This window comes from Arthrobacter sp. H41, assembly GCF_000520535.1.
Taxonomy (GTDB): Bacteria; Actinomycetota; Actinomycetes; order Actinomycetales; family Micrococcaceae; genus Arthrobacter_D.
On the sequence record NZ_KI914799.1, the window covers coordinates 25,848 to 35,236 of the forward strand.

Sequence of the window (9,389 nt, forward strand, 5' to 3'; positions counted from 1 at the left end):
ACGCGGGAGCCGACGCTCTTCTTCACGAAGCCGTAGAAGCCGAAGGAGAACGCGAGGGCCAGGGCGATCCACGGCACCGAACCGTAGCCGATGGCCAGCACGACGACGGCGAGGAGGCCCATGCCGATCGCCACCCACTGCAGCGGCCGCAGCTTCTCCCGCAGCACAATTACGCCGAGCAGCACCGACACGATGGGATTGATGAAGTAGCCCAGCGACGCCTCGATGGCCTGTCCGCTCGTCACGCCGTAGGTATAGACGAGCCAGTTGACGGCGATCAGGAGTGCGGCGATGGTCAGGAGGCCGAGGACGCGCGGGGTCCGGACGGCCCGGCTGACCGGTCCCCAGGATTTCAGGACCGTCAGGAGGAGGGTGCAGAACAGCAGGGACCACAGCACCCGGTTCGCGACGATCTCCACAGGACCGGCCGGGGCGAGGATGATGAAGTACAGCGGGAGGAGGCCCCACAGGCCGTAGGCTCCGATGCCGAAGAAGATGCCCAGCGAATTCTCGCTCCGGGCTGGGCGTCGGGCTCTCTGCGCTGATCGGCTCACGAGGGCGGGAACGGGCTGGCTGCGCCGTTTATTCCCCGGGGGCCGGCCGCACATTTTAGCCACGCGTCGGGCCCGCCATTTAGAATAGGAAAACGTGCGCTTATTGGCGCAGGGCATATTCGAGAGCTTTTCCCACGGAAGAAGGCATATCAGTGTCTACCTCAGCTGCGGCCCGTCCGCTGCGGGTCGCGATCATCGGCGCCGGGCCGGCAGGCGTCTACGCCGCCGACATCCTGACGAAGTCCAACCAGGTCCAGGGAGGCGACTTCGAGGTCAGTATCGACCTTTTCGACCAGTATCCTGCACCGTACGGCCTCATCCGGTACGGTGTCGCCCCCGACCACCCGCGGATCAAGGGGATCGTCAACGCCCTGCACAAGGTGCTGGACCGCGGCGACATCCGTTTCCTCGGCAACATCAACTACGGCCGGGACCTGACACTGTCCGATTTCCGGCGTTTCTATGATGCGGTCATCTTCGCGACGGGCGCCATCAGGGACGCTGATCTTCCGATTCCCGGCGTCGAGCTCGACGGTTCCTTCGGCGGCGCCGATTTCGTGTCCTGGTACGACGGCCACCCCGACGTGAAACGCACCTGGCCGCTGGAAGCTCGGGAGATCGCCGTCATCGGCAACGGCAACGTGGCACTCGACGTCGCCCGGATCCTCTCCAAGCACGCGGACGACCTCCTCACCACCGAGATTCCGGACAACGTGTACGAGGGCCTCAAGGCGTCGCCGGTGACCGACGTCCATGTCTTCGGCCGGAGGGGGCCGGCGCAGGTGAAGTTCACCCCGCTCGAACTGCGCGAACTCTCGCACTCGCGAGACGTCGACATCGTGCTGTACCCCGAGGACTTCGACTTCGATGCAGCCTCCGAACAGCAGATCGCCGGCAACAACCAGACGAAGACCATGGTCAAGACCTTGACCAACTGGCTCGTCGAGGACGAGCCNGCCGACCGGCGCCTCCCGTCGGCTGCACCTGCACTTCCTCCATACCCCGGTAGAGATCCTCGATTCCCCCGAGACCCCCGGCAAGGTCACCGGAATCCGCTTCGAACGGACCGAGCTGACGGGAGAGGGCAGCGTGCGCGGTACCGGCGAGTTTCTCGACTACCCGGTGCAGGCCGTGTACCGGGCGATCGGCTACTTCGGCTCCGAACTGCCCGAGGTCGGCTTCGACGAGAAACGGGGAGTCATTCCCAACGAGGGCGGGCGCGTTCTCGACGAGGACGGCAACGCCGTGCCCGGCATCTACGCGACGGGGTGGATCAAGCGCGGCCCGGTGGGACTCATCGGCCACACCAAGGGTGACGCCCTCGAAACCATCGGGTATCTGCTGGAGGACCGACTCAACCTGCCGCCGGCCGAGGACCCGTCGAAGGATGCCATCATCGACCTCCTCGAATCGCGCGGCGTGCAGTACACCACGTGGGAGGGCTGGCTGAAGCTCGACGCCCACGAGCTGAAACTCGGGGCGAACTTCGTGAACACCACCGGCACGGCCGAACTGGTCCGCGAAAGGGTGAAGCTCGTTCCGCGGGACTCCATGGTGGCGGTGTCATGCGGAGAGTAGCCAGCAGGAGTAATCCCGCTAGACTGTGATCCGTCCCACAGGAGCCGGTGGGGCGGATCCCGATACGGAGTGCCAATGACGCCGTCCCGTTCGTCCAGCCCCGAGGAACTGACGTCCCGTTCCGCACAGCAGCGCGCTTTCGCCGCGCACGAGGCACTGGGCCAGGGCGACAGCCTCGACGGCAACCTGCGGAGGATCGTGCGCGATTCGTGGCTGCGGTCCCTGACGCATCTTCCCGATCCCGATGCCGTCGCGGCCAGCCTCTTCTATTCGGAAGACGAGCTCGAGGCGTACCGGCAGAGTCATCCGCTCGCGGCCGTCATGCCCGTCATCAACCGACTGCTGGTCCAGCCGAGCGCCGACAGCGGTCTCCTGGTGGCCGTGGGCGACGAGAACGGCCGGCTGCTCTGGGTCGACGGAGACCGGGAGCTGCGCCGCAGGGCCGAGGGGATGCTGTTCGTCGCGGGGGCGGACTGGTCCGAAGCGGCAGTGGGGACGAGCGCCCCGGGTACAGCCCTTGCCCTCGGGGCCAGCGTCCAGATCGCCGGGGCCGAGCACTTCAGTCCGCAGGTGCACCCCTGGAGCTGCACGGCGGTGCCCCTCCACGACCCGGATTCAGGAACGGTGCTCGGGGTCGTCGACATCACGGGAACCTCCGACGCCGTCGCCGCCAATACGCTCTCCCTCGTCGAGGCGACCGTCGCGGCGGCTGAGGCCCAGCTGAGCATTCACCGGCTCCAGAGCAGGCTTCCCAAAGCGCGGCGTGCCCCGGTGCCGCCGAAATCGTCGGTCCTGTACCGCGACAGCCTGCAGATCCTCGGCACCGACCACGGGGTGGTCCACGTCGGCGGCCGGTCCATCCAGCTCAGCCTGCGGCACGCCGAACTGCTCGCACTGCTGGCGCTCCACCCCACTGGCGTCACCGCGGAGCAGCTCGCGCTGATGGCCTACCCGGAACACGCCTCGGGGACGACGGTGCGCGCCGAGATGCTGCGCCTCCGCAAGGTCCTCGCCAAGCACGGCGGATCGCTGGTCCCCTCCTCGCGCCCCTACCGCCTGCCCACCGACCTCGTGGTCGACGCGGTACAGGTCCTCAACTACCTGCACCGGGGGGCCCACCGACTCGCCCTCGGGATCTATCGCGGTCCGGTGCTGCCGCGCTCCCAGGCCCCCGCGATCCTCAGGCTGCGCAGCGAGATCAGTACGCTGCTGCGCGAAGCCGTCCTCAACGATGCCGCGCCCGACGCGCTGCTGCAGTACCTCCAGTTGCCTGAAGCCGAGTACGACGTCGGAGCCTGGACCACGGCGCTGAAGCTCCTGCCGGCCCGCTCGCCCCGACGGGCCGCCGTCGTCGCCCATCTCGAATGGATGGACCGAGAGCTCGGGATTGAAGTCGGCATCGCGGAGCCGGACGTTCCCGGCCGGGCCTAGCAGCAGGCACGCAACGTTGCAACGTAATTGCAACGCTCGGGCCAATACGCTCGCAGGATGAGGACGACGACGTCCATGTCCCGCAGAAAGTTCAAGGAGTTGAGCGATGACTGTTTATGCCCAGCCTGGCCAGGATGGTTCCAAGGTCAGTTTCAAGCCACGGTACGAGAACTGGATCGGCGGCGAGTGGGTTGCCCCGATCAAGGGCCAGTACTTCGAGAACATCTCCCCCGTCACCGGCAGGGCATTCTGCGAGGTGGCGCGGAGCACCTCGGAGGACGTCGACCTCGCCCTCGACGCCGCACACAAGGCCGCCCCCGCGTGGGGCAAGACCTCCGTGGCCGAACGCGCCGCAGTGCTGAATCGCATCGCCGACCGCATCGAGGCGAACCTCGAGATGCTCGCCGTCGCCGAGACCTGGGACAACGGCAAGCCGGTACGTGAGACCCTGGCCGCCGACATACCGCTCGCTGCGGACCACTTCCGGTACTTCGCCAGCGCCATCCGCGCCCAGGAGGGGCGCCTGTCCCAGCTCGACGACGACACCACGGCCTACCACTACCACGAGCCGCTCGGCGTCGTCGGCCAGATCATCCCGTGGAACTTCCCCATCCTCATGGCCACGTGGAAGCTCGCCCCCGCGATCGCCGCGGGCAACGCCGTCGTGCTGAAGCCGGCCGAGCAGACGCCGTCGTCCATCCTGGTACTGATGGAGCTCCTGAGCGACATCCTGCCCGCCGGCGTCATCAACGTGGTCAACGGTTTCGGCGTCGAGGCCGGCAAGCCGCTGGCGTCGTCGAAGCGCATCCGGAAGATCGCCTTCACCGGAGAGACCACCACGGGCCGGCTGATCAGCCAGTACGCCAGCCAGAACCTGATCCCGGTCACGCTCGAGCTCGGCGGCAAGAGCCCCAACATCTTCTTCTCGGATGTCGCCGACAGCAATGACGCCTTCTACGACAAGGCGCTCGAAGGCTTCGCGCTGTTCGCGTTCAACCAGGGCGAGGTGTGCACGTGTCCTTCGCGGGCCCTGGTGCAGGGGTCCATGTACGACTCGTTCATGTCCGACGCCGTGGCCCGGGTGGGGAAGATGGTGCAGGGCAACCCGCTCGACACCGACACCCAGGTGGGCGCCCAGGCCTCCAACGACCAGCTGGAGAAAATCCTTTCCTACATGGACATCGGCCGGCAGGAGGGCGCGAAGGTGTTGATCGGCGGCGAGCGGATGACGCTCGGCGGCGATCTCGCCGAGGGCTACTACGTTCAGCCGACCATCTTCGAGGGCACCAACAACATGCGGGTGTTCCAGGAGGAGATCTTCGGGCCGGTGGTTTCGGTCACGAGGTTCGAGGACTACTCCGAGGCTTTGGAGATCGCCAACGACACGCTCTACGGACTGGGCGCCGGCGTCTGGTCGAGGAACGGAAACGTCGCCTACCGTGCGGGCCGCGAGATCCAGGCGGGCCGTGTGTGGGTCAACAACTACCACGCCTACCCGGCGGGAGCGGCGTTCGGTGGCTACAAGTCCTCAGGCATCGGCCGCGAGAACCACGCGATGATGCTCGATCACTACCAGCAGACCAAGAATCTCCTGGTCAGCTACTCCGAGAACAAGCTCGGGTTCTTCTAGGGAGATGCTGTGACAGTAGAAGCCTCGGTGGTCCTGCCGGGCGAGACCTTTTCCCGGGTGGCCCTGAGCGGGTCCGCCGTCGAGCTCCTGCAGAAACTGTGGGGCATCCACGGTCCGCTGATGTTCCACCAGTCCGGCGGCTGCTGCGACGGTTCCTCGCCCATGTGCTATCCGGCGGGAGAGTTCATCACCGCGGAAGCCGACATCCTGCTCGGGGTGCTCGATATCTCCGACGACGGCAGCCGGACGATCGATTTCTGGATGTCAAGGGAGCAGTTCGAGTACTGGAAGCACACGCACCTGACGGTCGACGTCGTGCAGGGGCGGGGTAGCGGCTTCTCGGTGGAGGCGCCGGAGGGCAAGCGGTTCCTCATCCGGTCACGGTTGATGGCGTAGCTGCGGCGTAGCTGCGGCGGGGAAGGGCGGGGTTGGTCACCCGCCCTTTTCCGTGTCCTGCTGGTCAGCTCCTGCGGGCTGCCACAACTGGATGCCGTTACCTTCCGGGTCCTCGAGGCTCGCGAACGTCCCGTTGGGATAGGCCGCCGGATCGACGGCGACCTGTATGCCCGCGCTGCGCAACTGCATCACCATTGCCTCGAGGTCCGCGACCCGGAAATTGACGGCCCAGCTATGGTGCGGGCTCCCTAAGTGTTCCGAATCCGCGGGCATTGCGGCGAAAATCGTGGATCCGGCCTCCTGCCGCCATGGTGCCTCGTCGTAGGAGGCGGGCGGTGGATCGATGCCGAGATGCCGGCTGTACCAGCGGGTGAGGCCGTCCGGATCCGACGCACGGAAGAACAGACCCCCGATGCCTTCGACACGCTGCATACCGGGAATCTATCGGGGTTGGACGGTTCCCGCAACGCATAAATTCTCGTTCCCGCGCGCGCCGTCGTGGATGATTGAACGGCGCCACAAATTGCACACTGTGCAAGTTCTGAACTAGCCTGAGGACTGTGGAAAAGGTAGCCGAGACGACGGAGCCCCCGGGGCGCCGCGAGCAGAACAAGATCGACACCCGGAAAGCCATTGCCGACGCAGCGCTCGCCCTGGCACGCAGGGATGGCCCCGGGTCGTTCACCGTGGACCAGATCGCTGCCTCCGCCGGGGTATCGCGCCGCACCTTCTTCAACTACTTCCACAGTGCCGAGGAAGCCCTCAACATCCGTATGGAGTCCTTCCTCGAACTGGCCATCGGGATCTTCGCCGAACAACCCGCCGGGCTCCCGCTGCTCGACACGATGATCGCGGCATTCGGGGCCACCACCCAGGTGCAGAATTTGGGGACGCACGGCGAGCTGTTCCGCATGGCGGCCGATAATCCGGAGTTGCTCCGTGCGCAGCTCCATTCCTGGGAACGCGCCGAAACCCGGATCGTCCAGGCCGTCCAGGAGCGCCTGGGCTCCGGCGTCTCCCATCTGTACGTCACCGCGCTCGTCGGCTCGGTGCTCTCCTGCACCAAGGCGGCCATGCAGGACTGGGCAGGGGAGACCCCCGAGCCCGACGACGCCTCCGGTGCCGACCTCGAAGCGCGGATCGTCCGCGCCCTGTCCCTGCTCCGCGAAGGTTTCGCGCACCCCGCCTGACACTCCCTCCGTTCCCGGCACCAATCAGCAAGGACCCCTCATGGCATTTCTGCTCTACCGGCTCGGCAAGTTCGCGTACCGCAGGCGGTGGTGGGTGGTGTCGGCCTGGCTGGCGATCATCCTCGCCGTGGGCGGGGCCGCTGTCGCCTTTTCCGGAACGCTGACCAACAACTTCTCCATCCCGGGCACCGAGTCGCAGCGTATCTCCGACCGGCTGAGGGATGAGCTTCCGGAGGCCGTGGGAGGCACCGGCACGGTGGTGTTCACCTCCGACGACGGCGCCTTCACCGCCGACCAGGAGTCAGCGGTCAAGGCGGCACTCGCCGAGGTGGCCGCGCTCGACGGCGTCCGGTCGGTAGTGGATCCGTTCGACGTCGTAGCCCAGGTGGAAAGCGGCAGCGCCGAACTGCAGGCCGGCCGTGCCGAACTCGAGGCCGGCGCGCAGCAACTCTCCGACGGCAAAACACAGCTTGAGCAGGGCCAGGAGCAGCTGGACGCGCAGCGGGAAGCGTTCGAGCAGGGGAGGGCCTTCCTTCCGCCCGAGCAGGTCCAAGCCACCGAGGAGCAGCTTGCAGCCGCACAGGCGCAGCTCGACACAGTCAGGGCCGAGCTCGAGGACGGGCGGGCACAGCTCGAAGCGGGTCATGCGTCCCTGGAGCTGGGGGAGCGCAGGCTTGAAGCGACGTCGGGCATCCGCCTCGTCTCCGAGGACAACACGGCCGCCGTCGCGAGCGTGCAGTTCGAGGGGCAGATCAACGCGGTGACGCCGGAACTCCGCGAGGAAGTGCAGGTGACGGCGGAATCCGTGACGGACGCCGGGGTCTCCGTGGACTTCAGCAAGGAGATCGTCGAGGACGTCTCGGAGATCCTCGGGCCTGCGGAGATCGTGGGCCTGCTCGTCGCGGCGATCGTGCTCGTGCTGATGCTCGGGACCCTGATCGCTGCCGGGCTGCCGCTGGTCATGGCCGTGGTGGGCGTGGGAGTGGGGGTGGGCATCACCTTCACCCTCTCCGGGCTGATCGAGATGAACAGCATCTCGCCCGTGCTCGCCCTCATGCTCGGGCTGGCCGTGGGGATCGACTACTCCCTGTTCATCGTGAACCGCCACCGGACCCAGCTGCTGCACGGCATGGAGATGCAGGAATCCATCGGCAAGGCCACGGGTACTGCCGGCAATGCCGTGCTGTTCGCGGGACTCACCGTGGTGGTGGCGCTCGCCGCCCTCGCGGTTCCGGGACTTCCCTTCCTCACGGTGATGGGTCTCTCCGCCGCAGGCACCGTCGCGGTGTCGGTCCTGGTGGCCCTGACCCTGACGCCGGCACTCCTTGCCGTCCTCGGGACGAGGCTCATCTCGAAGCGGCGCTGGGCGAAGAACGAGGTCGAATCGGTCTCAGGCATGCCGGGCACGCTCCAGCGGGCCGCCGACCAGCGCGCCGCCGCCGGCCGGGGCTGGGGCGGCATCGTGACCCGGAAGCCCGTGTTCACGCTGATCGCGGGCGTCGTGCTGCTCGGCGTGATCGCGGTGCCGGCCGCACAGCTCCGCGTCGGGCTGCCCGACGGCGGCACCGAGCCTGCCGATTCCACCGCTTTCCAGGCCTACAGCACCGTCGGGGAGAAGTTCGGCGAGGGGACCAACGGTCCGCTGATCGTCGTCGGCTCCCTGCCCGGAACAGCCGACGAGGCCGAGCTGACCGAACTGCAGCTGGAGGTCAACGACCGCCTGGCGGCCATTCCCGATGTCGCCGCCTCGATCCCGGCCACCGTCAGCGAGGACGGCCGGACCGCCATTTTCCAGGTGATCCCCGAGGAGGGCCCGGCCAGTGAGACCACCGAGAACCTTGTCCGGGACCTGAGGAATTCCTCGGCGGACATCGAAGCCGAAACCGGGGTGGCCATCGCCGTGACGGGGCAGACGGCTGCCAACATCGACGTCTCAGCGAAGCTCATGGAGGCCATGCCGCTGTACCTGGGGATCGTCGTCGGGCTGTCACTGATCCTGCTCCTGCTGGTCTTCCGTTCTATCCTGGTGCCGCTGATCGCGACTGCCGGCTTCCTGCTCTCGCTGCTGGCGAGCTTCGGCGCGACGGTGGCCATCTACCAGTGGGGCTGGTTCGGGGAATTCTTCGGTGTGACGAACCCGGGGCCCATCCTCAGCTTCCTGCCCATCATCCTGATCGGCGTGCTGTTCGGGCTGGCGATGGACTACCAGATGTTCCTGGTGTCGGGGATGCGCGAAGCCTTCGTGCACGGGGTTGATCCGCGTGCTGCCGTGCGGATCGGCTTCAGCCACGGCGCGCGCGTGGTCACGGCCGCGGCGATCATCATGGTGGCGGTCTTCACCGGGTTCGTGTTCTCGCACCTGGCGATGGTCCGGCCGATCGGCTTCGGCCTGGCGTTCGGCGTGCTGGTGGATGCCTTCGTGGTGCGGATGACCCTCGTCCCGGCGGCGATGTACCTGCTCGGCAGGAGGGCGTGGTGGCTGCCGGCGTGGCTCGGCCGGATCCTGCCCGACGTCGATGTCGAGGGCGCCAGGCTCACCCGCACCGAAAGTAAGCCGGAAGAAGTGCTGGTCCGGACCTGATCCCCCCGCTGATTAAGCACATATGGCTG

Annotated in this window: 6 protein-coding genes and 2 pseudogenes; 6 read left to right on the forward strand and 2 right to left on the reverse strand. The window is 67.0% G+C overall.

The features are described from left to right. Positions 1 to 608: pseudogene (gene rarD, locus Y705_RS19035) on the reverse strand (EamA family transporter RarD); the annotation flags it as partial. 98 nt (positions 609 to 706) lie between these two features. Between rarD and Y705_RS0110170 the strand changes: the two are divergent. From Y705_RS0110170 to Y705_RS0110185, 4 genes and pseudogenes are all read left to right on the forward strand, one after another. Continuing rightward, positions 707 to 2,132, forward strand: a pseudogene (locus Y705_RS0110170) (FAD-dependent oxidoreductase). 75 nt (positions 2,133 to 2,207) lie between these two features. Further along, on the forward strand, positions 2,208 to 3,563 hold the full coding sequence (locus Y705_RS19040) for a GAF domain-containing protein (RefSeq protein ID WP_049822583.1): 1,356 nt from the start codon (positions 2,208 to 2,210) through the stop codon (positions 3,561 to 3,563). A 106-nt stretch (positions 3,564 to 3,669) separates the two neighbouring features. Beyond that, on the forward strand, positions 3,670 to 5,193 hold the full coding sequence (gene exaC, locus Y705_RS0110180) for an acetaldehyde dehydrogenase ExaC (RefSeq protein WP_026532773.1): 1,524 nt from the start codon (positions 3,670 to 3,672) through the stop codon (positions 5,191 to 5,193). A 9-nt stretch (positions 5,194 to 5,202) separates the two neighbouring features. Beyond that, positions 5,203 to 5,589, forward strand: a complete 387-nt coding sequence (locus Y705_RS0110185; RefSeq protein WP_026532774.1) for a DUF779 domain-containing protein — start codon at positions 5,203 to 5,205, stop codon at positions 5,587 to 5,589. 36 nt (positions 5,590 to 5,625) lie between these two features. On the opposite strand, the gene Y705_RS0110190 is transcribed toward Y705_RS0110185, so the two are convergent. Further along, positions 5,626 to 6,021, reverse strand: a complete 396-nt coding sequence (locus tag Y705_RS0110190) for a VOC family protein (RefSeq protein ID WP_026532775.1) — start codon at positions 6,019 to 6,021, stop codon at positions 5,626 to 5,628. Positions 6,022 to 6,149: 128 nt separating this feature from the next. On the opposite strand from Y705_RS0110190, the gene Y705_RS0110195 reads away from it, so the two are divergent. Then, the gene (locus Y705_RS0110195) at positions 6,150 to 6,779 is read left to right on the forward strand and encodes a TetR/AcrR family transcriptional regulator (protein WP_026532776.1); all 630 of its coding nucleotides are present in this window, start codon (positions 6,150 to 6,152) and stop codon (positions 6,777 to 6,779) included. 40 nt (positions 6,780 to 6,819) lie between these two features. After that, positions 6,820 to 9,360, forward strand: a complete 2,541-nt coding sequence (locus Y705_RS0110200) for an MMPL family transporter (protein ID WP_026532777.1) — start codon at positions 6,820 to 6,822, stop codon at positions 9,358 to 9,360. The last annotated feature ends 29 nt before the right edge of the window (positions 9,361 to 9,389 follow it).